Raw genomic sequence first — 22,052 nt, forward strand, 5'->3', positions numbered from 1 at the left:
AAAAAAGACTTCGGAATACGTTTCCCGAAGCGATCGAACGTGGCTGGCTGGGCGAATCAATTCGCGTTGCTGGCTTCGTCAAAGACTGTCATCTGGTATTGATAATCAGTCGCAACAAGAAATTAGCAGTTCGTTGTTTTTTTGCAATGCGAGTTGGTTGAAACGCCAGAAAGTTCTTGCGTTTATCGCCGGGCTCACGTTTTCTTCATTGGAGTTGCGTGAGAAAAAGTTGTTGGGTGACATGGGTTTCGGGAAACGGGTAGCGTCCGTTGGAGCGTGAGGCGGTTGGGGGCTCGAGGCGGTTCGTAGGAGGAGGCGTGTACAGGGAACGCGACTTGCAAGTGCCAGGAATTTCCCATTCTGCGATGGCTTTGCGGCGATGCATCAGGTGTGGTTTCGAACGTGAGCGGCGTGCCCCGAAGAGCGGGTCGCAACAAGTTCCCACTCCCCGCGACGCTATCGTTGCGCGTCCAAATAACCACCGAGTGCGATGAAATGTTCGCCGCGTACGGAAGACAGTTCGCGGCACGGGGATTGAGAAACGCAAAATAGGGAAAGTAAATCCACGTAGCCGAGTCTCTCCGAGACTCGGGATTCCAGCATGCCACAGTCATGAAAAAACTGACCTACACGTAGCCGACGTCTCTCCGAGACTCGTACTTCAGACTGCATCAGTCTTGGAAAGACTGACCTACGTGGGGCTAAACTCCATTCACCACACACAGGGATTCAGAATCAGTGACCGACAGTCAATCCGCGAAACCACTTCATGTCGACAATGTCATCAAGACATACCAACAAGGCACATCGAAGGTGCATGCCCTCGATGGAGTCAGCCTGACCGTCGAGCCGGGTGAGTTTGTGGCCATCATGGGAGCGAGCGGTTCGGGCAAGAGCACGCTGTTGCATGCGATGGCGGGGTTGATTGATGTCGACGGCGGGAGTGTCACGATCGCGGGACAGGACTTGTCGGAACTGGCCGACGGGCCGCTCACCCGATTTCGCCGCGACAATCTGGGCATCGTCTTCCAAGCTTACAACCTGATCCCCAGCTTAACGGCGGAAGCCAACATCCGGTTGCCGGCACCCAAGAGCATGGGCCGCGAAGTCGATGCGACCGTCGATCAGTTGCTAGCCCGGCTCGGCATGACCGAGCGTCGAACTCACAAACCCGGTGCATTGTCGGGCGGCGAACAACAACGTATCGCGATCGCACGTGCGTTGATCTGCAACCCCGCGATCTTGCTCGCCGACGAACCGACCGGCAGTTTGGATTCCGTCTCGGGGACACAAATTTGTGAGTTGTTACGGGCTTTAGTCGACGAGCAACACCGCTCGATCGTGATGGTGACGCACGAACCACACGTTGCCATGTGGGCCGATCGAATCTGCGTCTTGAAGGACGGCACCAACCTGGCCGAGATCCAAACCGACGGCACCCGCGATCCGCAAACGGTCGCCCGGCAATACCAAGAGACTCTCGGTGGCGAGGTGGTCGCATGAGCAAGAGTCTATCACTGGCATTCGCCTTCCTGCGAGAACGCAAATCACGAACCTTGCTCACGACTTTTGCCACCGCTGCCGCGGTCAGCATGGTCATCTGGGTGACAAGCAGCTACGAAGCCCTGCATAAAACCTATGACGAGTACGCCAACTTGGCGCTCGGTCGATACGAACTCGCGATCGCCCCCATCAGCGGCGAGCCGACGGACTTTGTTCCCGCCGAGGCCATTGAACCGCTGCGAAAAGACCCCGCGGTGAAGGCGATCGACCCGATGTGGGCGGGCCGCATTGCAGTCGTTGAATTTCAAGACCAACCGCTGCCCGGAGAGATGCCAAACGGTGGTGGTGGATCGGGATCCGGTTCCAATAGTCCGCTGCCGTCGCTGATGTTTCTAGGCACTGACGCTCCGCATCCGCCGTTTGACATGGCGGATGGCGAGTGGTTGCAAAACACCGAAGAAGAGCTCAAAAGCGGAACACCCAAGGTTGTGTTGCGTGCCGACGTTGCCGAACGTCGAGGGCTAAAGATTGGCGACACGTTGACGTTGGAGTTGCCGCGAACCAACCAAGCGGGCGAAAGTTCGCTCGTCGTGAAGATTGGTGGGCTGGTGAACGCCCCGACTTTGTTCGGCGGCGGATCGGCGGGGATTCCCGTTTTGACACCGAGCGTCGGTCAAGCGTTCGTGCCCGCGTCGTTGGTCGAACGAATCACAGGACAGCCGTTTCAAATCAGTTTGTTGGGCGTGTCGGTCGATCCTGATGCCGATATCAACCGGTTTCGTTTCGCGTGGTCGCCTCGGTTGAGTGATCATTCGGTGCCGTTGCAATTCCAACAAGCCTTCGAGATTGAAGAGGCTCTCGATCAAGCCTCCGCGGCGCAAAACGTTCGGCTGCAATCGTACGCCGCCACGGGTGTTGCGATGTTGGTCGCGATGCTGGTCATCTTTTGCTCGCTCAGCATGGGCGTGACCGAACGCATCCGGCAGTATGCGATTCTGCGGGCTGTCGTGATGACTCGTCGTGAGGTCGCGTTGTTGATCGTGATTGAAGGGCTCGTGCTTGGCGTGGTCGGATGGATTGCCGGCATCGCACTGGGGTGGGGTTTGTTGAAATTCGTCGAAAGCCTGTTCAGCGAGCTGCTATATCATGGCGTCGCGTTTGGTCCGAGCAGTCTGCTGCTGTCGACACTCGCGGCGATTGGTGGTGCGTTGTTGGCGTCGATCGTTCCGGCATACCAGGCGACTCGCGTGAAGCCAGTCGACGCAATGGCACCGCGTCAATCGTTGACGGAAGCGAACCAGATCGCTCGCCCGAGTTTGGTCTTTGGGTTGGGATTGCTCGCGATCGGGCCGCTGTTGACGTTCGTCTTTCCGCCGAGCGAACGCGGCATCTATGTGGCCATGGTTGCTAGCTTTGCGACCACGGCGATCGGGTTCGTGGTGTTGGCTCCGTCGGTGGTTGTCTTGGTCGACCGATTGTTTGGGCCGTTGCTGGCTCGGATTTTTGGTATCGATCCTGAGTTGCTGGCTAGCCAAGTGACCAACAACATTTGGCGAACCGTTGGTGCGGCGGTTTCGATGGCGTTTGGTCTGGGGTTGTTCGTGGGAATCCAGGTTTGGGGATTTACCATGTTGGAGGCGTTTGTGCCGGGAGCCTGGACACCCGACGCGATCGCGATGATCAAACCTGGTTTATCGCCTGATAAAGTGGATGCGATTGCCGAGTTGCCTGACGTGGATGAATCGCGATGTTTGCCGTTGGTGGTGGAACAGCCGCGATTGGTGGACGACATCACCGGCAGTGCGGAGCGACCTTCGGTGATTCGCCAAGACAACGTGATCATCGTCGGGTTGGATCCGGAAGGTGCGTTCGCCGGTGTGCAACCTTTGTTGAAATTGGATTGGGTTGCCGGGAACCCTGAGTCGGCGGTCGCGATGTTGAAAGAGGGACATGCGTGCGTCGTACCGGACCACTTTTTGGAGGAGACGGGTTTGAAGGTGGGTGACACCCTTTCGGTGGATCCGCCTCGCGACGCGGGCAACACGGCGGTGTTCACGATCGCTGGTGCGGTGAAACTCAAAGGTTGGCACTGGCAGACGAAACTGACCGGTCTGCGTCCGCGAACGCATCGTGCCGCGGCTTTGGTCTTTGCCGATTACGACTCAGTTGCTTCGGATTTCGATTTGCCGCTGGCGTCTCATGTTTGGTTTGCATACGCCAACGGCAGTGCGGACGTGGAATCGATTGAGACATCGATCGGGGAGTTGGTTGAATCGATCTACGGGCCGGGCACGGAGACGAACGAGGTGAGTGCCAAGGTGGTGTCGATTCAAAGCATTCGCGATCGGTTGCTCAACGGGGCCAGACGTTGGTTGTGGATGATCAGCGTGTTGCCGTTGGTGACGTTGTTGATCGCGTGCATCGGAGTGTTGAACGTGATCGTCGCGTCCGTGCGTGCTCGGCGTTGGGAATTCGGCGTGCTGCGTTCGATCGGCTTCACCAGCAGCGAACTGTCGCGGGCGATCTTAGCCGAAGGATTGATGATCGCCTTGGTCGCCGGTGTGCTGAGCGTCGGCTTTGGGATCTTGAGCGGTTGGTGCGGCGCGGGACTGGCTCAGTACGTGAGCTTCTTTGGCGGCCTGCATCCACCGATGGTGATCCCCTGGACGCCAATCATCGCAGGCGTGATTCTGGTCGGCGTGCTCGGCATCCTAACCGCCGCCTGGCCCGCAATGTCCATCCGCCGCTCCCGCCCCATGGTGCTGCTGCAATCGGGCAAAGATTTCGTGTGATTCCCCACGTAGCCGAGTCTCTCCGAGACTCGGAATTCAGGATGCGTCAGTCTTGGGAAGACTGACCTACGTGGGTTTCAAAATACTTTACTCGGAGAGTAAACGGGGGCAGACGTTACTTTGGGGTGAGTAAATGCCGGAGGCCGTCGGCGAAGCTATATCGCCAGTAGAAGTAGCCATGGCCGCCGACGAATTCGTTGTAGTGCACCTCATTTCCTTTGGCTTGCAGCACGTCGCGGAGGTGGCGAGTGCACTGAAGGATGCCGCTTGGATTTTCGAACGTTCCGGCTTCGAGATAGTAGCGGATGGGAAGTTTGGGGGAGTTTGCGTATTGGCGGGTGAGCCATTCTGGTTCGGTTTTGTCTCTTGCGGCAAAGCCACCGGGCGCCCACCAAAACGAACCGGATTGTGCAAATACGTTGCCGAAGTGTTGGGGGTGTTTCCAGCCGATGAACGCGGAGGCGAGTCCACCAAAGCTCGCTCCAGCGACCACGGTCTTTTCGCGAGCGGCGTCGATCCCTTGCTCTCGAAGCCACGGCATGAACTCGTCACCGACAAAGCGTGCAAAATCATCGTTGCACGGAAGCTCAGCGGAACGGCTTTTTTTGCTGGGGTTGCAAATCATCGCTGCTGCGATCGGTGGGATTGCGTTCTTTGTGACCAAGTAATCCAAAATCCAAGGAAGTTTGACTTCATCGCGATATTGATCGCCGTCAAAGGTGACAAGCAACGCTTTGTTGGGGCTTTGGGGATCGTACCCCGGAGAGCGATAGAGATGGATGTCTCGGGTGTTCCCCAGAATGTTGCTGGAGATAGTTTCGGTTTGGATGGAACCGAGCAGCAGCTTGCCCGCGGATGCTTCCCAAGCCTGTGGCGACGTGTCGGGCATTTCCGCGATGGAGACTCCGTCGTAGACGTCGACGGGATCGGTCGGTTCGTGTTTCGGATTGAGTGGATCTCGTTGCACGGTGGCTAGGATCGCACGGCGGCGTTCCGTTGTCGTTCCATCAAACTCGGGAACGTCTGGGGCGATGCGGTAATTGATCCGCGCCGTACTGGGAACGCGGTAGCTACGGAACCACACGTCGGTGTCGCCCAGACGCCGCATTTCGTCGTGGTCACCCGAAGGAGCACCGAAGAGCCGAGCATTTCGCCGTGCCCCACGCCAAAGAAACGTGACCAAAACTTCCATTTCCTTGAGAGGCGGTTTGACGTTGGTCGTTTCGACCAAGGGAGTACCCTTCGCGGCAACCATTTCCCAAAATGCGTCGGTGTTCCCTCCCGCATCGAGATCCTCTTGCAAGTTGGCGAGCAGCGGACTGGCGAGGGTGGGTGGAGGCAGTTTCTGATTCGCAGCCGCGATGACGCTGTCTAGCTGCAAAACGAAGTCTGTCCCTGTTTGTCCACTCAGCTCGACAGAATACGGGCCGTCGGGCCCGGCAACGAACATGAATTCTTGGCGTTGGCCGACACCGCGGGCGAGTCGACGGAGTTTTCGTTGGCTGGAATCGAGCAGCCAGACGACCGCTTTCTCGCCGGTGATCGATCCGCGAACAAAGTCTCCTGCGGACAAATCGAGTCGTATCGTTTGGGTGGCGTTTTCTGACTCAAAGCTGCCTTGGTAGCAATGCGCGGCCTCCTCGGTAGAGGGTGCAACGTCTTCGCCGAGTGCGTGCGTGTGCCAGTGAACGACTAATACGAGAGAGAAAACGAGAAGCGGTTTCAGCATGATTTGCAGACGATTCAGTGGTCGGATCAGTTTGCTGTATCTCATCAGGTAGAGGTCACGATGCAACCCTGTGGCGAAAATTTGGTCTCTCGAGACGGGTTCTCCACCGCGATGCAATAGGCTGACGGGCGCGGGAGCCATCTGGTTTAGATACAGAAAGATTTTGTTTGCATGAATTGACTTGGTCGAGCGTTGTTGGTCCTGCGACAGCGTGCCGCGAGTGCATCGTGTGGCACAGCGTGTGCTTTTGGATCGTTCCGTATGGTCGACAGGTGATCGCGTGTCGGCGAGAGCAATGCGGCCTTGACCCCGCGTCAATAGTCTTCACGCTGCCATCTTCAATTCAAACATTCCCACACTACGGTACGCACGCCCACTGATGGACGCTTCTTCAAACCCCGAAATCACGCGCGTTGAACAACTCAGCAAAATCTATCGTCAGGGCGATCGAGAAGTCACCGCGCTTCGTGGCGTGAGCTTGTCGATTGAGCCCGGCGAGTTCGTGGCAGTGATGGGAGCAAGCGGTTCAGGCAAGAGCACGTTGATGCACTTGATGGCCGGACTGACTCGGCCCACGACCGGCACCGTGACGATTGACGGGCAAGCGCTGGCGTCTTTGTCGGATCGAAAGTTGACCCATTTTCGCAGGCGTCGGATCGGTTTGGTGTTTCAGGCGTTCAACCTCATTCCGTCGTTGACGGCGCGGGACAACATCCTGTTTCCGCTCTATGCGGCCGGTCACAAGGACGTTGATGATTCCACTTTGTTGGAGCTTGCAGGACAACTCGGCATTGCCGATCGACTCGGACATCGTCCTGATTCGCTCAGTGGGGGAGAGCAACAGCGGGTCGCGATCGCGCGTGCTCTGATCACCAACCCTGCGATCATGTTCGCCGACGAACCGACCGGCAGCCTTGATTCAGTGACCGGGCAATCGATCTGCGAGTTGTTGCGGCAACTTTGCGATCGTGAAAGTCGAACGATTGTCGTCGTCACGCACGAACCGAGCGTCGCCGCATGGGCGGATCGCGTGGTGGTGTTGAGGGACGGCGCGGTACTGAGCGAGTTCGCGACGGCCGATCACCGAGACGCTCATTCACTCGCCGCACATTACCAGCAATTAGTCGGGCAGCAATTTGTCGGGCAGCAGTTGGTTGGCAGTCCTTAGTTGGCGTGCCGACTGGCGAGTTGCAACCTGTTGAGCAGCGGTCTGTCGTTCAGAGTTGCTCGATCAGCCGGGCGTTCTGGGCGTCGCGAGTTGGATCGCGGCATGCCAGTTCATGGATGCTCCAGACGAAGTGCTGCACCGACCATTAATGCTCAAAATTAGAATTTTACGAACCGTACACCCTTGTAGAGGACCAGACCTATTCGCATAATGCGAATGATTCGCAACAGCACTATTGCGGTCGCGACGAAGCAAGCGACGGGTTTTCATGCCCTTTAGCCAGCCACGCTCGGTCCTTATCTCAGACAGCCTTCGCCGCGTTGGCGAAACGACGCTTCTCTGAGGATATTCCCTTCCCGTGTGCCATTTGGCTGGAAACACGCATGTTTCGTTTGAAAAACCATTGGCGTTTGCGCCATCTTTCTGTCCATCCAACCGGTTTGACTCGCTTGCGTTCGACGCAGCCGATGAATCATCGCGGCTTCACGTTGGTTGAGTTGTTGGTGGTGATTGCCATCATCGGCGTTCTCGTTGGGCTACTCTTGCCCGCAGTGCAAGCGGCTCGGGAAGCGGCTCGTTCGATGCAGTGCAGCAACAACCTGAAACAGATCGGGTTGGCGATGCATAACTACGCGTCTGCTTACAACGGGAAGTTTCCCAACAACGGCTACACATGGCCGAGCGGGTACCCAAGCGATTACTCGCCGTTTGCCAAGGTGTTGCCGTTCATTGAACAGGCACAGATTCAAGACCTGATCGATTTTGATATCTACATGGGGCACCCGGCGTTGGTTGATCTGCCCGTGGAACTGCACGAAGCGGCAGGCACTCGGGTACCGACGTATGAATGCCCGAGTGATGTGAATGGGACCCTGCACCACATCGAAATGTCGTCAGGGGCAACGATCGAGGTCGCCGGCAGCAGCTATTCGATGAACCAAGGCAGCGGACTCGATGGTGTGTTCCACCCCGGGAACGGATCGCCTTCGGACGGACTTTGCTGGATCGGCGCCAAGGTCGGCTTTCGTGACGTGCTCGATGGGACGAGCAACACGATCGCGTTTGCGGAAACGCTCATCGGTGGCGGGTTGACTCAGGCGACCCCGACACCTGCGATGGATGTCTCGTTCTCGCGGGCTGCGGCGAACGTCGCCATTGATACCACGCTCGCGGAGCAAACCGACGCGGGAAATATTGATAATGTGATGCCATACATTGATTCGTGGACCGGAGACCGCAACCACTATTGGCTGCGAGGTAGCGTTCCGAACGGTCCTGTCATCAACGGCCGGATGACTCCTAACAGCAACGTGCCCGATCTTGTTTACGGTTCGTCGAAAATCACGGCGGCTCGTAGCAACCACACCGGGCTGGTAAAAGTTTGCTTAGTCGACGGCAGCGTTCGTAACGTGACCGATTCGATTGACCGCGACGTCTGGCATGCGAGCTGGACGCGATACGGTCGCGAAGTCAAAACGGTTTCCTCGGAGTAGTTCGAGTTAGTTGCAGCCCAAGCATGCCGGACGCACCCGCAGAGACACCCGAGAAGACGCCATCGCGGCGAGGCAAGTCAGCCTCGTCGTGGGGACGCACGTTGATCGCGTGGCATTGGATCAGTTCCGCAGTGAGTCTTGTCGGAATGCTGTTGTTTGCGATCACCGGGATCACGCTCAACCATGCATCGCAAATCGAAACGGAACCCGAGACGAGGTCGATTCTCACCGAGTTGCCATCTGATTTGCGTGCCGTTTTGAACCAGCAGAAGCATGACGACGAGGCGGCGTTACCCGGCGAAGTCGCGCAGTGGCTGAGCGACGAAACCTCGTATTCGATCGGTGTTCGCAAAGCGGAATGGTCTGACGACGAAGTCTATCTTTCGATGCCCGGTCCAGGCCGGGATGCTTGGCTCGCGATCGACCGAGAAAGCGGCGAGATCGAATTCGAGGAAACTCGCCGAGGAATGATCTCCTACCTGAACGATCTCCACAAAGGACGATACACCGGGCCTGCGTGGCGATGGACATTGGATCTATTTGCGATCGCGACGTTGGTATTCTGCATCACTGGATTGTTGCTGTTGATCCAGCACGCTCGCCGGAGACGCATGACATGGCCATTGGTTGGGCTCGGATTCATCGCGCCGTTCATCGTCGCGGTACTGCTGATCCACTGATCCACAAACAGTGATAAAAACACAGACATTGAATAAGAACTTTTACACCAAGAACAGGAACACCATGACTCGATTGCTTTGTACGCTCGTCACGGTAGCCTTCTCCGTCGCGGCTTACGCAGATGAGGCTCCCAAAACGTTCGACGTTTCGGTAGAGATCCCGAAGCTGAACGTGTCGGAGTATCACCGTCCCTACATCGCCGTTTGGATACAAGACTCGAACCGCAAGGCGGTCGCGAACATCGCCGTCTGGTATCAGATGAAGGATTCGAAGGAAGGAGCCGGCACGAAATGGTTGCCCGATCTGCGTCAGTGGTGGCGGCGTTCGGGACGCAGTCTGGAGATGCCGGTCGACGGTGTTTCGGGGGCGTCGCGTCCGGCGGGCAAACACACGATCAGTTTGCCGGTATCCGATTCGCGTTTCAAAGTTCTTTCGGCAGGCAAATATGAGCTAATCGTCGAAGCGTCCCGCGAGGTCGGCGGTCGCGAGGTCGTTAGCATTCCCTTTCAATGGCCGCTTTCTGCCGGACAGTCAATGAAAGCGCAAGGAAGCGACGAGTTGGGCGAGGTTGTCTTGTCCGCTGGTTCGCCCAAGTAAACCGATTTTCACCCAGTTCCCTGAATCATGGTCGAGAGCAATGTAGCCGCCACTGTGACCACGTCCGATCACTCACTCCATTCACTTTCCCAAGCACTATTTAGGTACCTATCCATGCATCGGTTTTTGATTGCCACCTTGTTGGCTTGTGTCGTCGCTCCCGTTTCCGGCTTTGCCCACAAAATTTGGCTGCTGCCTTCGCAGACAGCGTTTTCGGGCAACGATCCTTGGTTGACGGTGGACGCGGCGGTTTCGAATGACTTGTTCTATTTCAACCATTTCCCACTTACTCTGCGGGGCCTGAAGATCGTCGCGCCCAACGGCAGCATTGTGGAAGCCGAAAATCAGCACGAACTGAAGTATCGCAGTGTCTTCGATCTGCCGCTAACGCAGCGTGGCACCTACCGAGTCGCCGTCGTGATGGACGGCGCCTTCGCGAGTTTCATGGCAGACGGCGAGCGACGTCGGTGGCGTGGCAGTGCAGACGAGTTGGCGACTGGAATTCCTGAGAACGCCGAGAACGTTCAGATTACCGAGAGCATCACGCGGGTTGAAACTTTTGTGACCAACGGCGGTCCAACCAACGAGGCGTTGACGGCCAGCGGTCGCGGTATCGAGTTGATTCCGATCACGCACCCGAACGATCTCTACGCCGGTGAAACGGCTAAGTTTCAGATGCTCGTCAACGGTGAACCCGCGAGCGATTTGAAAGTGACGGTCATTCAAGGCGGCACTCGCTATCGCAACACGCAAGAAGAAACCGAACTGACTACCGACGCGGAAGGCAAACTCGCGATCTCGTTCAGTGAACCGGGAATGTATTGGCTGTCCACGAGCACGTCGGACGAAGACACGAGTATCCCCCAGGCGACTTCACGCCGACTGGGCTACACCGCGACGCTCGAAGTCTTGCCACAGTAATTTGCAGGAAAGTAACTTGAGGAACCGCGGACGTTGAAAATGTCTCGAAGAGCAATCGATCTCCTCAGCGTACTCTCGCTCGGTGGAATTACCGCTGGGGCGATTGCTCTGCTTTGGTGGACGCAAGGAGAGTGGTGGGTCGCTTCGCCCAGTGGAAAACAATGGGCGTGGGCGATCGGTGGGACCGCTGCGTACTTGGTGATTTGTCTGCTGTCTCTGCTCAAGTTTGCCGGGACGAGGGCATCGACACGCAATAGTGATGCGGGGTCGAGTCTCGAAGGTGAGGGAGCCACCGGATTCGATGTGTTAGTTCTTTACGCGAGCCAAACCGGAACGGCGGAGGAATTGGCGACTGAGACCGTGGAACAACTCGGACGTTCGGGCGTGATGGCAGAATTGGCAGGTATCGAAGAGCCTGATGAGGAACGCTGGTCGCGGGCGGATGTCGTTTTGATCGTCGCGAGTACTGCGGGCGAAGGCGAGCCTCCGGATCATGCGTATGACTTTGCCGAAACGAGCATGAGTGAGTCACGAGATCTCAGCTCGCTGCGATTCGGTGTCCTGGCACTCGGCGACCGTGAATACGACGAGTACTGCGCTTTCGGCCGGCAGATCAACCGCTGGCTTCTCGACAGTGGAGCGTCACCTTTGTTTGACATGATCGAGGTGGATGATCGCGACGAGGAAGCGATCGAGCGCTGGGAAACCTTGGTCGGCGAGCGAGTTTTGAAACGCGAGAAGGTTCGCGACACCGTGGAGATTGATCGGCTTGGTGTCGGTGCACCGGTGATGTCGATGAGTGGAAAACTACGCGATAGCGTTTCGTTGTAGAAGGCGGTGGTTGACGCGGGTTGCCTGAAGGCTTTGGTTGAATGTTTGTGGGGGATCTTTAACAAGATCCACTACGGGGGGGCGTGCGTTTGAGTGAGCCGAAGTGCGTGAGCACTCGGGTTTTTGGCGTGTTGGTTTGCCTAGTGGACGTTCGGCTCATGATGGGGGGATTCTTATCCTTTGACGGGGGCCAGCAATGGTAGGCGTTCTTGCGTGGACACGACGACTCCTCCGGGTTTTTCGATCGTGATCGCGAAGGCGGCTGGGTCGACAACGGTCAGCTTTGCGTCGATGGGGACGATGACTTCGCCTGTGCTGGTTACGTCAAACACGCCTCCGTCGATTGGTTCGTCATCGCGAGCGGGGTCAATGATCCACAGTTGGTATTGCTCTTGGGTCGGGTCGTTGACCGGCATTCCCACGAATCGCATGTAACCAGCCTGCTGCGACGTGCTCCAAACGACATCACCGTCTACCGGCGCATCGAACGGCGTCGTGCCAGGTGCCCAGTCGACTGTGATTTGATCAGCGGCAAGAAGCACGTCTTCTCGCGCTTCTTCGACGGTGACCGCGACCGGTGAGTTAGCAGGATCGAGCGTCGTACCGTTGTCACTTGTCATCCACGTGCCGATTGCGAACAACAACGAAGCGGCTGCGGCGATCCAAGCAATCCACTCGCGTGTCGGAAGGTTCGATGACGGTTGACGAGTCGATTGAGATTCGGCGACTACAGCCTCACGCGGAACGACGGGCAGATGTTTCGGTGCGTCGGCAAGAATTTGGCTTCGTAATCGTTCTGGCATCTCTTCGCGCGACGAAGCGGAGAAGGTCAAGTCGAGCAATGCTGCGACCTGCCGCAGGTCGTCGAGCGTTTCGGTTCGCTCGTCGGGAGCACCCTGTTCGAGACGTTCGAGTTCTTCGGCGTTGAGATCGCCCAAGGCTTCGCCGGCCAACAATTCTTCCCATTCCGAGGGCGACAGTGGAGTTGGGGATGTCATGATTGGCTCCCCAACGTGGTTGTTCCTGAAATGTTTCCACCGCTGAGGACGGCGGGCGTGCTTTCTGTATCGTCGCACCGACGCATGCAGTCACGCAGTTGGATAAGCCCTCGACGGGCATACGATTTCACACTGCCCAAAGGCAGCGACAACTTTCCGGCGATCACTGAGTGTGAAGCACCATGATGGACGGAAAGCTTCAATACTTTTTGCTGTGTCGAAGAAAGCTTCTCAAGACATTCTTTTGCTTGAGCGGTTTCTTCGCCGTGAACTAATTGCTCATCGACGTCGCACGAAATACTGGCGTCGACGGTTTCAGGGACGATCGGCTCCATCGCCGGTGTCCTGCTTTGTTTTCTTTTGCGGTCGATCAAGCGTCGACGCGCGATCATGGCAACGAAGGTTGCTTCGGCGGCAACAGCCGGATCGAATCGTCCGGCTTGTTGCCATAGTTCCACAAAGATCTCTTGGACGGCGTCCTCCGCATCATCCACATTACCGATCCAGCGTTTTGCCAACGACCAGATAAGGCCACCGTAGCGATCGAGACAATCATCGACCGCGGAACGGTCACCAGCAGCAATGCGGGCTAATACCGAATCTGTCACAAGTGTGTTTCCGAAGAGACCTGACAATCCAAGAACTTAGAACTCTATTTGTTTGCCAACCGAGCGTACATTTGGTCCATGCCATGACGGAGAGTCCAGGCACGCGTCGTTGGGCAGTGTTGCGAGTTCGCGGTCTGCATCACGCTGGTCAGGTGATGACGCAGCGAAGGATCCAAATCGGTATCCATCAGTTGATGCATTGTTTGACTATACAGGTTCGCACAGGCGTCGTGGTGTCCGGCGTTGAACAACTGCGAACCTTGAGCAATCGCACCGTGGATCACCTGCTGAGCGTTGGCACCTTTGGCCGGCGGCAACAGCACCGAATCGATCACGTGGATCACACCATTGGTTGCGTCGATGTCGGTTTTCACCAGACCGGCGTCGTTGATCATTGCTCCGGAATCGGAGACCTTGACCGTCAGCGTCGAACCCTGCAGCGACTTCGCGGTCTTGGCGGCAACCGCGTCGCTCGAATAGACGCGTCCTGAGACGACGTGGTATGTCAGGATGTCGATCAGCTTCTGCTTGTTCTCGGGCTTTAGCAAATTTTCGACGGTACCTTCGGGCAGTTTCGCGAATGCTTCGTCAGTCGGTGCAAAAACAGTAAACGGACCGTCGCCCGAGAGTGTTTCGACCAATCCGGCGGCCTTCACGGCAGCGACGAGGGTCTTGAAGGAACCTGCGGCCACGGCGGTTTCAACGACGCTCTTGTCTGCGGGCAGGATCACCGAATCGATGACGTGGATAACACCGTTGTCACACTCGATATCCGTTTTGACGACGTTTGCGTTGTCGATCATCACGTTCGAACCGTCGACTTTGACGTCCACCTGTTGGCCTTGAACCGTCTTCGCACCGCTGACGTTAACAACGTCGGCTGCCATCACTTTTCCGGGGACGACGTGGTAGGTCAAAATCGCGGCGAGTTTCGCTTTGTTCTCTGGTTTAAGGAGCGTTTCAACGGTGCCATCGGGAAGTTTCGCAAAGGCGTCATCGGTCGGTGCAAAGACGGTCAGAGGACCATCGCTCTTGAGCGTGTCAACCAACCCTGCGGCCTTGGCGGCAGCGACGAGCGTTTGGAAAGATCCAGCACCGACGGCGGTGTCGACGATGTCTGCTGCCTGAGCATTGACGACGGAAAGGGCGGCGATTGCTGCGGAAAGGCAGTAGCGTTTGAGAGTATTCATGTTTCCTGTGCTTCGTTTCAGTTTCGATTCAAAAGACGTTTCCTGCGTTCGGATGAACGAAGGGACTGGCCGAGTCGAAAACGTATTCGCACAAGGAAACAAAACGGATGCAACTATTTAAAATCTTTTCTTTGAATCTCCCGCATCCGCAATTTCTCGCATCCCGCGGCACTGCAAACTGGTCGCGGCAAAGGTGCTCAAATTGGGCGTGAGCGTCTCTGCGATTGATGTATCCAATGTCGGCAGACTTCCGTGGTCTGAATTCAGGCGAATCCAGCTGCGAAACGGGATACGTCAAATTTCAAAATGCTGCCCATGGCACGATTCACGCAAGACGGAGGCCCCTGGTCCAAATTGCCAAACCAGGGGCAATTGATTCAGGTCAGTACAAAAGCCGCGATGCGGCAGTTGGATGCTTTGCCAGTCGATGTTGGCGTCACAGCGAGCGAGTCGCTATCAACAAGTCGCACGACCGCGGCATCCTAGAATTCCTCATCGCTGACTTCCTTCATCGCTGGGGTTCCAAGTTCTCCCCACAAACCAAAAGGGTACAAAACGCACCGCTCCCGACGCGAACCTGTTGACTGTTCTGGTTACCCGATTCGAGCGAGTTGGTTTGCAAATAGCGTTTTCCGAGATTGGGTTACGCAGAAAGTCTTGAGAAGGAAGGGGACTCTACGGCGCACGCGGGGTTGCTGTGTCGCCGGTTGCGGTTTGGATCTTGGGCGTCCAGTCGAATGGGTGGGTGGGGCGCTGCGGCGGTTATGCCAAGATGTCTTTGACCACGTGGGCTTCTTCGACTCCGGTGAGGCGGAAATCGAGGCCTTGGAATTTGTAGGTGAAACGATGGTGGTCAATTCCCAGCATGTGCAACATCGTCGCGTGGAAGTCGCGGACGTGGACTTTGTTTTCGACCGCGTTGTAGCCGAACTCGTCAGTTGCTCCGTACGTGGTTCCTGCTTTGACGCCACCGCCGATCATGACGGTCGTGAATCCTTTGATATGGTGGTCGCGGCCGTCGCCTTGTGCCATCGGTGTGCGGCCGAACTCACCGCCCCAGATGATGAGCGTGTCTTTGAGCATGTCGCGTTGTTTGAGATCTTTGATCAGCGCGGCGGTGCCTTGGTCGACCAATTTTGCGGTTCGCGCAACTCCCTTCTTGACGCCCCCGTGATGGTCCCAGCCGCGGTGGTACAGCTGGATGAAGCGAACGCCCCGTTCAGCGAGCCTGCGCGCGAGCAAACAGTTGCTGCCGAAGGAGCCGTCCCCGGGCGTGCAGCCATACATGTCGATGATGTTGGCCGGTTCGTCGGACATGTCGGTCAGTTCCGGAACCGATGCCTGCATGCGGAACGCGAGTTCGTAGGACGAAAGCTTTGAGGCGATTTCACGATCACGCAGTTCGCTGTGCCTTCGTTGGTTGATCTTTGAAACCGTGTCGATGATTTCGCGTTGCTGTTCCCGCGTGACTCCATCGGGGTTGCGAACGTAGTGCACGGGGCTGCCGGTTGAGTGCAGTTGCACGCCTTGATATTGACTCGGTAGGAAACCAGAGTGCCACTGCCGCGAACTGATCGGCTGGCTTTGGCCGCCTCCTTCGCTGGTCAGCACGATGTAGCCGGGCAGGTTTTCGGTCTCGGCACCGAGGCCGTACAGCACCCACGCACCCATCGAAGGCCGGCCACTGATCACGGTGCCGGTGTTGAAGAACGTGTGTGCCGGGTCGTGATTGATTTGCTCGGTATACATCGAACGAAGGACACACATGTCATCGGCGAGGTGCGACATGTGTTCGAAGACATCCGACATCATCAACCCGCTTTCGCCACGCGGTTGAAACGGGTGTTGCGGTCCCATGACCCTCAACTCCTTGCCTTGGAGCTGCGCGATCGGTTGACCGGCGGTGACCGAGGCGGGCATGGGTTTGCCGTCGAGTTTCTCGAGCGTCGGTTTATAGTCGAACGTTTCCAGATGGCTCGGTCCGCCCGCCATGCAAAGGTGAATGACGCGTTTGATTCGTGGCGGATGATGCGGCAGTTCGGGAGTTCCTCCGTGGTCACTCGCTTGGCTCGCCATGGCGCTGCCGATCCACTCCGGGTGCAGAAGGCTGGCCAATGCAGCCGATCCGATTCCGGTTCGACGCAGGAAGGTTCGCCGAGTTAACTCGAGGTTGGCGTGCTGCAGGTTTGGGTGATTCATGAGAGATCGAAAGTTGCGTGTCAGATGAAAGCGATGTGTAGGAAGCAGAACAGTTCGACGACGCCTCAATAACGCATCATCGTTTCATGCAAGTTGAAGATTGTTCGCGTGACGCTGGTCCAGGCCGCCAACTCCGTCGGTTCGACGTCCGCGGGGGGCGGAGTGTTTCCGATCACGATCAAACGTTTTGCGGATTCGGGTGACTTCTCGTAATGAGCGAGATGGTTGTTATAGAGTTCGGCGAGCAGTTCGACGGTTTCATCGTCGGGTGCGTGCGAGATCGCGTTTCGGTACGCCCATCGAATGCGTTCTTCGGTGTCACCGGTCGATTCGGTCAACACGCGAGTCGCATAAACACGTGCCGCTTCGACAAAACTCGGATCGTTGAGCAGCGTGAGCGACTGCAGCGGTGTGCTGCTGCGGGCTCGCTGTGCGGTGCACTCTTCGCGACTCGGTGCGTCGAACGCTTTGAGCATCGGGTGCAGGAACGTGCGTTGCCAATGCGTGTAAACGCCGCGTCGGTATTGGGAGTCGTTGTTGTCGGCGACGTATTTGCGTTTGGGGAAGTTCAACTGGGCGTAGTAGCCTTCGGGTTGGTACGGCCGAACGCTCGGGCCGCCCACCTTTTCAACCAACAAACCGCTGACAGCGAGCGCGGTGTCGCGGACATACTCGGCATCGATTCGGAATCGACCTTGCCGAGCAAATAGGTCGTTGTAAGGATCGCGTTCATCGAGTTCAGCCGTTGAGCGGGAACTCAGTTGATAGGCTTCGCTCATGGCGATCGTCCTCATGATGTGTTTGATGTCCCATCCCGATTGGATGAACTCGATCGCCAACGCGTCCAGCAGATCGGGATTAGAGGGATACGTGCCTTGGCCGCCGAAGTCGTCCACGCTGGTGCAGATACCGCGACCGAACATGAGGTTCCATAAACGGTTGACCATCGTTCGAGCGGTCAACGGGTTGTCCTCTTGGCAGAGCCACTCGGCTAAATCGAGCCGTGTGGCGCGGCCTTGATCGGTATCGAGCGAGCCGAGGAATTCGGGAACGGCGGGATCGACGACTTCACCGCTGTCGTCCATCCAGTTTCCACGTGGGAGGATGCGAATCGTGCGTGGTTTCACCGATTTGCTGACTACCGTGGTGGGGACGTCTCGTTCGACTTTGGCTAGTTCGTTCTCCAGTTGAACGATTCGAGAGTTCTTTTCTTGGAGCGGTGCGGATAGCGAGAGATAGAACGTTTCAAGGGTTTTGGTTTGTTCGTCAGAGCGTTCTGCTTTGGGCGTTTGCCACGCGCTCATCACGGCATCCGGAGTGCGTTCGTTCCATCCGGCTTCGTCCCACCATGCCGCGCCACCGAACTGCGTGAAGGCCATCCCGTTGACGGTGGTGGTTTTTGGTTTGGATTTCGCGGTGTCCTGCGGCAGTAACCCCACTTCGGTCGCGTCCACCTGCAAACGAACCCACTGTCCGCTCGGCGGTAACGCTCCCATGCGACGGTAGCCTTCCCAATCTTCATCGTTGCGTCCGTAGACAATGTCATCGCTGCCCCAGACCGCTCGGTGTGACCATCCTTTGGAGTCGTTGAACTGCAGCATGATCGCTTTGGGGGGATTTTCCGGATCCAGGTAAACCCACGCGAAGAAGTTGGTGCTGGGTGAGACCGTGATCCGGTCCGCCGCGTTCTCGATAAAGTGCTGCACCAGTGCTTCATTGGTTTGAAAGCGAGAGGCGGTACCGGACTGAATCGGATCGGACTCGGAAGACACGTATCGCCAATCGCCTCGGTGCGTGCGTTTGGGGCGTTGGCGATCGTCGACCCAAACGCGATCGACACCGATCTCTGTCGGCGGTGTCCAATGATCGAGTTCGGTGATGAGTTTTTGCTTCAGTTGATCGCGTTCCTGTTGTGCGTCGTTGATCGCGTTCTTCAGGCTCGCGATCTGTCGCGATTGCTCTTCGGTCGGCAGTTTGAGCAGCGGAGGACGTGACCGGGCGGAGTACACGCCACGTTCTTCGATGTCGGCGAAGAAGGCTCCGAACGCGTAGAAGTCTTTCGCCGTGAACGGATCGTATTTGTGATCGTGGCACTGAGCGCAACCAAGCGTTGACCCCATGAAGACCTGCGAAGCGTTGCGGACACGATCGGCGAAGTAAATCGCGAGGTATTCCTTGGCCTGCGCGCCACCTTCTTCGGTGGTTTGGTTCAGACGGTTGTAGCCTGATGCGACGAGTTGACTCGTGGTCGGCGAAGGCAGCAGGTCACCGGCGAGTTGTTCACGGATGAATTGGTCATAGGGCATGTTGTCATGAAAGGCGTTGATCACGTAGTCGCGATACGGCCACTGCGAGATGTTTTGATCGCCGTGATATCCCACGGTGTCGGCGTACCGCACGAGGTCGAGCCAGTATGCGGCCATGCGTTCACCGTATCGCTGCGACGACAGCAAACGATCGATCAGGTTTTCGTACGCCTCCGGTGACTCATCGTTCACGAACGCGTCGACCTCTTCGATCGTTGGCGGGATGCCCGTCAGGTCCATGCTGATCCGGCGGATCAACGTGACTCGGTCGGCCAGAGGCGCGGGGGTGACTCCCTCTTCGGCCCATTTTTGGCGAATGAGTTGGTCGAACCAGTCGTCTGTTTTCAGGTCAACGCTGGAATGCAACGGTGCGTAGGCCCAGTGTGCTTCGTACTGTGCGCCTTGGGCGATCCAGCGAATCAGGGTTTCGCGCTCTTCGGCGGTTAGGGGTTTGTGAGCATCAACCGGGGGCATCAACAGGTCTTCGTCATCCGAAAGGATGCGGCTGACCAGTTCGCTGTCGTCGGGATCGCCGGGCGTGATTGCACCGAAATCGATCGCGTCCTCCTCGTTGTCCAGTCGCAAACCGCCGGCCGCGTTATCGGCGTCGGGACCGTGGCAGGCGAAACACTTATCCGAAAGGATCGGACGGACGTCTCGGTTGAAACGGATTTCGGTCGTTTGTGAAACCACCGTCGTGGCGTCGCTCTCGTTTGCCCACGTAACGCCAGGAATCACCGCGAGACCGATTACCAGGCAACAAAGAAAGGGGACAAGATGTTCTTTCATAGATCGTTGGCACATGAAATTCGTCGAGCGAAGCAAAGCGTGGGCGATTGATACGGCTGTCGAAACCGTCGTCGGGGGCAGGACTCTGAAGCGTTGGAACGCATCAGTGCATAGGCAGGAGGTGTCGGCGGGGGGCGGGGGCGTTGAACGGTGACTCGATCGAGACGAACGCTGATCATGCAGCGTAGTTTAGACTCGATGAATGATGACCGTTTCGCCACGCAGGCGTCACGGCATTCCCATTTAACACTCGTTCAACATAGTCGAAAGCGAAGCGTGAAAACAACTCAGCGCGGCGAGCAATGTGTGAGAAAAAAAACGCTGCAAAGCCTATAGAGAACGTGCTGCGTTTGTTGGGCAGTGACTTAGGCCCGCCGCAGCATCAATCGTGTGATCTCGATCGCGAAATCTGTTCGAATGCTCTGCGGGGCGCGAATATGCCGACGCGGAACCGGGCGTTCGTGGTGGTCGTCAAGCCGTTGTCGAAATTCAATACGTTGTTAACGTATGGGATTCCCGTCGCGTGGCCGAGAAGGTGCAAGAGAAGACTGTGCCGTTTTTGCGGTTGCGACGTCTGACATGACGGAAGTGAGGACGACCTCACCGCTCCACGATCCATTCAGGGACGACCCTGCCTATGAGAAACGAGACTGTCGATGGCATGGCTGGTTTTGGTAATCGCCGGACTATTTGAAATCGGTTGGGCGATTGGGTTGAAGTATACCGACGGATTCAGTCGGATCGTTCCAACGTTGCTGACCGTCACGGCAATGGTGATCAGTATGACGATGCTAGGCATCGCCGTGAAAACTCTGCCGGTGGGAACCGCTTATGGGGTTTGGGTCGGAATCGGAACGGTCGGCACGGTGTTGCTGGGCATTGCACTGTTCGGCGAATCAGCGAGCCCGATTCGGTTTCTGTTCGTGCTGCTGATCATCGTCGGGATCATCGGTTTGAAATACACCACACCGACGTGATCGAAGTCGCGATTGATCGGGGGAAAATTAATCGCGTTTCCTAAACATGCGTCAAGCCTGTTGACGCAAGAGTGGGCCTGTCGACGCGGAAAGGGAACCGCCGACTGCGGTTGACTCAGTCGTTTGGTGTGACTTCGGGAGCCGGGGTGGCTTCGGAGGCTTCCATCGCGCGTTCGGCGTCCCGGATGGCTTCTTCGTAAGATGCGATGGCTTCCTTGTCGCCGAGGTCAACGACCGAACGGTTTTGCTCGTCGCCGCAGCCGGTCGCAAAGAGGGTCGCCATGACGATGGCGGCAAGTGGAATCGATTTCATATTGAGGTTCCTTTGTGGAAAGTAAAACGCAAGCGTTGGTCGGTTGGATCTTGGTTGTTGGTTTGAGTAGCGTATCGGGACAAGCATTTCATTCATGTCACGAAGCAGTCACTACCGAATGAGAGGCTGGATCCTGACGAATCCAGCCTCAACGATTGACGCACGTCGACGCTCTTGATGGACGTCGCCATTCTTATTGGACGTCGATGTTTTGTTGAACGTCGATGTTTTGTTGAACGTCGTCGTTTTGTTGAACGTCGTCCTGCGGACTCAGTGACAGGGATTGGGCGTGGCCAATTCCGAACGCGTTAGAATTCCGCGTCGATGATCTCTTTCGCAGCACGTGTCCCGAGGCTTCCCCACAAACCGTATGGGCTTGCGATTCCCGGTCGTTGGGCGGCCCAACTGATGTTGAAGACCATGCCGGCTCGCGAGTTGCCGGCTTCGATCGAGTTGGTCACGAACCGCACGGCGCCGTCTCCCATCAAGACATGGGCACCGCCTTGGTGTCGGCTCGAAACGCCGGCGATGCAACGGGTGTTGTAGCCGTTGGACTGAATGCAGACTTCGCGGTTGGGCGGCAGGATGGTCATCACTGAACCGTAGAACGGCATGTGTGATGCCCAGCGGAAGCCGCGTCCGGCGATCGCCGTGTTCCCCGTGTTGCCTGGTGCCCAAAAGCTTGGTCGCTCGGGATCGATCAAACCGTTGTCGAGGCAGTAGCTCGGGTTTTGGCGGATGTGGTTGATGTGTGGCGAGCCGGAAACGTTGGGGACTTTGGTGCGAACATCTTCGTCGCCGAGGTCGGTTGCGATCTCGCCCATGGCAATCGTGTTGGACAAACCGTCGAGGCAGTCGCGGAAGTTTGTCTTTTGGCGAGGCATGAAGAAACCTCGACATGCCGCCCGGGCGTCTTCGGCAGCCGTGCGGTCGAAGGGCGACGTGTTGGAGTAGGGG

Annotated in this window: 17 protein-coding genes and 2 pseudogenes; 10 read left to right on the forward strand and 9 right to left on the reverse strand. The window is 57.0% G+C overall.

Annotated features, from left to right (window positions below):
- Positions 1–738 precede the first annotated feature (738 nt).
- Positions 739–1,503: an ABC transporter ATP-binding protein gene (locus RSSM_RS01350; RefSeq protein ID WP_008673678.1), complete on the forward strand. Its 765-nt coding sequence runs from the start codon at positions 739–741 to the stop codon at positions 1,501–1,503.
- On the forward strand, positions 1,500–4,295 hold the full coding sequence (locus RSSM_RS01355) for an FtsX-like permease family protein (RefSeq protein WP_008673680.1): 2,796 nt from the start codon (positions 1,500–1,502) through the stop codon (positions 4,293–4,295). The genes RSSM_RS01350 and RSSM_RS01355 overlap by 4 nt, the downstream gene beginning before the upstream one ends.
- Positions 4,296–4,410: 115 nt before the next feature.
- Here RSSM_RS01355 and RSSM_RS01360 read toward each other — a convergent pair whose 3' ends face one another.
- Entirely contained in the window at positions 4,411–6,069 is a 1,659-nt protein-coding gene (locus RSSM_RS01360) for an enterochelin esterase domain-containing protein (protein ID WP_236620871.1), read from the reverse strand.
- A 334-nt stretch (positions 6,070–6,403) separates the two neighbouring features.
- Here RSSM_RS01360 and RSSM_RS01365 point away from each other — a divergent pair, with 334 nt between their 5' ends.
- The 6 genes from RSSM_RS01365 (at position 6,404) to RSSM_RS01390 (ending at position 11,715) form a co-directional block, all read left to right on the forward strand.
- Entirely contained in the window at positions 6,404–7,192 is a 789-nt protein-coding gene (locus RSSM_RS01365; protein WP_008673683.1) for an ABC transporter ATP-binding protein, read from the forward strand.
- A 467-nt stretch (positions 7,193–7,659) separates the two neighbouring features.
- The gene (locus RSSM_RS01370) at positions 7,660–8,685 is read left to right on the forward strand and encodes a DUF1559 domain-containing protein (RefSeq protein WP_044300513.1); all 1,026 of its coding nucleotides are present in this window, start codon (positions 7,660–7,662) and stop codon (positions 8,683–8,685) included.
- Positions 8,686–8,708: 23 nt separating this feature from the next.
- Positions 8,709–9,365: a PepSY-associated TM helix domain-containing protein gene (locus RSSM_RS01375; RefSeq protein ID WP_008673687.1), complete on the forward strand. Its 657-nt coding sequence runs from the start codon at positions 8,709–8,711 to the stop codon at positions 9,363–9,365.
- A gap of 64 nt (positions 9,366–9,429) precedes the next feature.
- Positions 9,430–9,963 carry a DUF2271 domain-containing protein gene (locus RSSM_RS01380; RefSeq protein ID WP_008673688.1) on the forward strand — a complete coding sequence of 178 codons (534 nt, stop codon included), beginning with the start codon at positions 9,430–9,432 and terminating at the stop codon, positions 9,961–9,963.
- A 114-nt stretch (positions 9,964–10,077) separates the two neighbouring features.
- The gene (locus RSSM_RS01385; protein ID WP_008673690.1) at positions 10,078–10,884 is read left to right on the forward strand and encodes a DUF4198 domain-containing protein; all 807 of its coding nucleotides are present in this window, start codon (positions 10,078–10,080) and stop codon (positions 10,882–10,884) included.
- Between the two features lie 39 nt (positions 10,885–10,923).
- Positions 10,924–11,715, forward strand: coding sequence for a flavodoxin domain-containing protein (locus RSSM_RS01390; protein ID WP_008673691.1), 792 nt, complete (start codon positions 10,924–10,926; stop codon positions 11,713–11,715).
- Between the two features lie 173 nt (positions 11,716–11,888).
- Here RSSM_RS01390 and RSSM_RS01395 read toward each other — a convergent pair whose 3' ends face one another.
- The 4 genes and pseudogenes from RSSM_RS01395 to RSSM_RS35375 form a co-directional block, all read right to left on the reverse strand.
- Positions 11,889–12,713, reverse strand: coding sequence for an anti-sigma factor (locus RSSM_RS01395; protein WP_008673693.1), 825 nt, complete (start codon positions 12,711–12,713; stop codon positions 11,889–11,891).
- Positions 12,710–13,321, reverse strand: coding sequence for an RNA polymerase sigma factor (locus RSSM_RS01400; protein ID WP_008673695.1), 612 nt, complete (start codon positions 13,319–13,321; stop codon positions 12,710–12,712). Before RSSM_RS01400 ends, RSSM_RS01395 begins: the two co-directional genes overlap by 4 nt.
- Before the next feature lie 311 nt (positions 13,322–13,632).
- Positions 13,633–14,052: pseudogene (locus tag RSSM_RS35370) on the reverse strand (fasciclin domain-containing protein); the annotation flags it as partial.
- A gap of 48 nt (positions 14,053–14,100) precedes the next feature.
- A pseudogene (locus tag RSSM_RS35375) lies at positions 14,101–14,511 on the reverse strand (fasciclin domain-containing protein); the annotation flags it as partial.
- Positions 14,512–14,826: 315 nt separating this feature from the next.
- On the opposite strand from RSSM_RS35375, the gene RSSM_RS33540 reads away from it, so the two are divergent.
- Entirely contained in the window at positions 14,827–14,997 is a 171-nt protein-coding gene (locus RSSM_RS33540) for a hypothetical protein (RefSeq protein ID WP_008673698.1), read from the forward strand.
- A gap of 276 nt (positions 14,998–15,273) precedes the next feature.
- On the opposite strand, the gene RSSM_RS01410 is transcribed toward RSSM_RS33540, so the two are convergent.
- Together RSSM_RS01410 and RSSM_RS01415 are read right to left on the reverse strand one after the other, a co-directional pair.
- Entirely contained in the window at positions 15,274–16,710 is a 1,437-nt protein-coding gene (locus RSSM_RS01410) for a DUF1501 domain-containing protein (RefSeq protein ID WP_008673699.1), read from the reverse strand.
- Between the two features lie 65 nt (positions 16,711–16,775).
- Positions 16,776–19,805, reverse strand: a complete 3,030-nt coding sequence (locus RSSM_RS01415; protein WP_008673700.1) for a PSD1 and planctomycete cytochrome C domain-containing protein — start codon at positions 19,803–19,805, stop codon at positions 16,776–16,778.
- Positions 19,806–20,461: 656 nt separating this feature from the next.
- Between RSSM_RS01415 and sugE the strand changes: the two genes are divergently transcribed.
- Positions 20,462–20,782: a quaternary ammonium compound efflux SMR transporter SugE gene (gene sugE / locus RSSM_RS01425; RefSeq protein WP_008673703.1), complete on the forward strand. Its 321-nt coding sequence runs from the start codon at positions 20,462–20,464 to the stop codon at positions 20,780–20,782.
- Between the two features lie 115 nt (positions 20,783–20,897).
- Here sugE and RSSM_RS01430 read toward each other — a convergent pair whose 3' ends face one another.
- Positions 20,898–21,095: a hypothetical protein gene (locus RSSM_RS01430; RefSeq protein WP_008673705.1), complete on the reverse strand. Its 198-nt coding sequence runs from the start codon at positions 21,093–21,095 to the stop codon at positions 20,898–20,900.
- Positions 21,096–21,403: 308 nt separating this feature from the next.
- Positions 21,404–22,052: DUF1559 family PulG-like putative transporter (locus RSSM_RS01435; RefSeq protein ID WP_044300519.1), on the reverse strand; the 649-nt coding region annotated here is incomplete at its 5' end.

The sequence above is a fragment of the Aporhodopirellula sallentina SM41 genome, assembly GCF_000346505.1.
Taxonomy (GTDB): Bacteria; Planctomycetota; Planctomycetia; order Pirellulales; family Pirellulaceae; genus Rhodopirellula; species Rhodopirellula sallentina.